3 protein-coding genes are annotated in these 2970 nt (G+C 29.2%); all 3 read right to left on the minus strand.

From position 1 onward, the window contains the following. Positions 1 to 269 precede the first annotated feature (269 nt). Entirely contained in the window at positions 270 to 1190 is a 921-nt protein-coding gene (locus Q0921_RS24825; RefSeq protein ID WP_299261843.1) for a hypothetical protein, read from the minus strand. 226 nt (positions 1191 to 1416) lie between these two features. Then, on the minus strand, positions 1417 to 2349 hold the full coding sequence (locus tag Q0921_RS24830) for a hypothetical protein (RefSeq protein WP_299261845.1): 933 nt from the start codon (positions 2347 to 2349) through the stop codon (positions 1417 to 1419). 27 nt (positions 2350 to 2376) lie between these two features. Further along, positions 2377 to 2877, minus strand: a complete 501-nt coding sequence (locus Q0921_RS24835; RefSeq protein ID WP_299261847.1) for a hypothetical protein — start codon at positions 2875 to 2877, stop codon at positions 2377 to 2379. Between the last annotated feature and the right edge of the window lie 93 nt (positions 2878 to 2970).

The following is a 2970-nucleotide window of genomic DNA, read 5'->3' on the forward strand; positions in this document are numbered from 1 at the left end:
CAGAATAAAACTCCGTAATCCCAGCGTATCCCTCCGAAAAAATTGTCAGATCAAAATGGGACAATTGCACCTAACGTCTCGGCTATGGTTAGTACGGGAATTAAAAGTAATTAATTTCCGATTAAGCACTTAGCCAAAACTTTTTATTTTGTTTTATCTTTTTCTTTATAAAGCCAAATCAAAAGTTTTTGCGGACTTAATTAAAAAGCACTAAACTTTGGGTTAAGCACGAAACCCCGTATTAATTATAGCCATTGTTAGCTACAGTGCTACCTCAATACTCTTCGTATAAATGAATTCTTTTTCTTTATCTTATTAATTGCATCTTTTGCTCTTTGTCCGTTTGTATTAGCGTGCGAACAAGTAATAGACAGAGCACCAAATTTCACATCAGCAATCCTTGGATAAACATATCCTACGTTTTCATTTGTAACTATTTTTTTCAGATAAGGAATCGCATCTTTATTCCCTAGTTCGCCTAAATAAAATGCAGATTCTCCAACGAAATAATGGTCTTCTTGGTTTAATAGTTGCATTAAAAATTCAAACGCTAATGGCTTATCATTTACTAACAAATCGTCAATAAACCATCTTACTGGATACCAATGAAAAATAGAGTTTAATTTGTTCGTGTGATTAAGAAAATTTGATTTATTAAACTCAAACCGATATTTACTTTTTTTGTCATTATACTCAAATCTTTTACATAGTGATTCATTTTCTAAAAAATAAAAAAGATTCCCATTCTCAGTATTATCCAGAGCAGGTGATTGTCTTTCAAAAAATAACGTTCCATTGTTGTAAAATTCTCTATCTACATTTTCCTTTCGAGAATAATACTTGAGTAATACTTTTTTAGAGTCAAATACTTTTTGCTCTTGTAATAAATCATTTAGAAAATATTCTTCAATATCTATTTGTTTATCGACTAAAAATCGATAATATTTTCCTTCTTTCAGTCCGTTTAAAAAATTTCCATCTTCAATTATTTTCTTTGTGGATTCATTTATTCCATAAGCTCTACCATTTTCTAGTCCGTTTAAATATTCATACTCAAAATAGTTCCCATTGTGTTTTTCAAATAGAATTCCAGTAAATTCTCTTCCTTTATAAAATGCTGTTAAATTTTCATCATCTTCAAAGGGAAAATCTATTAAATTAAACTCTATTTTTTTTGGTTTTTCAGTCAATGAGAATGTTTTTTTGCATTGTAGCTAACGTCTCGGCTATGGTTAGTACGGGAATTAAAAGTAATTAATTTCCGATTAAGCACTTAGCCAAATCTTTTTATTTTGTTTTATCTTTTTTTGTTCTAAAGCCAAATCAAAAGATTTGGTGGACTTAGTTAAAAGCTCTAAACTTTGGGTTAAGCACCAAAACCCGTATTAATTATAGCCATTGTTGCCAGTAGTGTTTTTATTCGGTTATCTTTTTAAATATCAACTTTCTTTTAATTCCGTGCTTGTTTTCGATAACAACTAAGTTATTATTAATAAACTCAAAATACATTGATATTATGTAATCAGATTTCCAGAGTTGAATTTTTTCGTCATCCACCATATATCTATGGTATTTCATTTTACTATTATTCCCTGTTATCTCAAATTTATTGTCTGCTCTAAATTCTATTTCAACTTTTTCCTTTACCGATTGATTTAAAAAATTCCGATTCTTGTATGAATCCAGATATTCTTTAGGATATTCTTCATTATGGTCAGTTTGGACAGCCTCACATTTTATTAAATTCCATTTTGCTGTCAAGACTTTTTTTATTGAATCTCCAACGATAAATCTATTCAGCGATTCTTGATAACTTCCAATATTCGGCCAAGGGTCACGTTTAAAAAGTCCGTAATAGTCTTTACCGTTCAGTTCAATTGTATTTGAGTCAACCGCAGTTATTTTAAATTTTTCTTCGTTGGACTTTTCAATTCTATTTCCATTAAGTTTTAATTTTTTGTCTAAAACATAGTTTTTACACCACCAAGTCGTTCGATAAAATTGACCTAAACTGTCGATAAAAACGAAATCCCTCCATCGCTGAGTTTCATTAGTCCTTAATGAATCCGAAATCCATTCTCCTTTCAAATATTCAAGTGTGATTTCACTTTGAGCATTTGTCGAAGTTGAAAATATCAGAATTAATATGATTTTGATTGCGTGTTTCATTACATTACTGGCAACGATTAATGTAAACGTCTGTGCGTGTAAAAAGTCAGCAACTTTCGGTAGGGCACAAGGCGCTATACTTTTTAGTGTTTTAAATTGTATCAGTTTAAAAATAATAAAATTTATAGCGCCGACACTGCAAACACAAAACTCCTTTTGCTCAAAACACTTAAAAAGCATTGCGTTTACATAGTGTTAGCTTTAGTTTTATCCTCCAATATATCTCTTGTTTTTTGATATAACTTTAAACCAGTTTTTTTCTATTTGTTTAATATTATCATTTGAAACTTCATATCCATTAATTTTTTTATGACAAACACAATCACATCCTGGGTTATAAACTATCCATAGTTCATTCCATTCTGATTTTAATAAAGAATTATTATAATCAGGTCGGATTCTAAATTGAATACATTTTTTATTATTAACTTCAATTCTCGTTATTAGTTTGTTATCAAATAACTCTATAAATCTATTTTTGAAATTTTCGTTCGCAAAAGAAAATAATCTATTAAAATTAGACTCTACAATCCATCTATAGCTATCAGCTATATCAAAATTTAGTCCTTTTATCTTATCAGGGTTTTCATCTATTATCTCTTGAAAAACTTTAAAATCAGCTAATAGTTTTTCATCAAAAGAGTCATCAAATTTACAAGAACTAAGTACAAAATTTAATAGTAAAAATAATATGATTTTTGACTTCATTTTATGTAATTAAAGATAACGTCGTACTAAACTCAGCCTTAGCGTCGTTGATTAAATCGTTTACGCAGCGATAGCGAAGATAAACTATTTGAT

The sequence above is a fragment of the uncultured Aquimarina sp. genome, assembly GCF_947496855.1.
Taxonomy (GTDB): domain Bacteria; phylum Bacteroidota; class Bacteroidia; order Flavobacteriales; family Flavobacteriaceae; genus Aquimarina.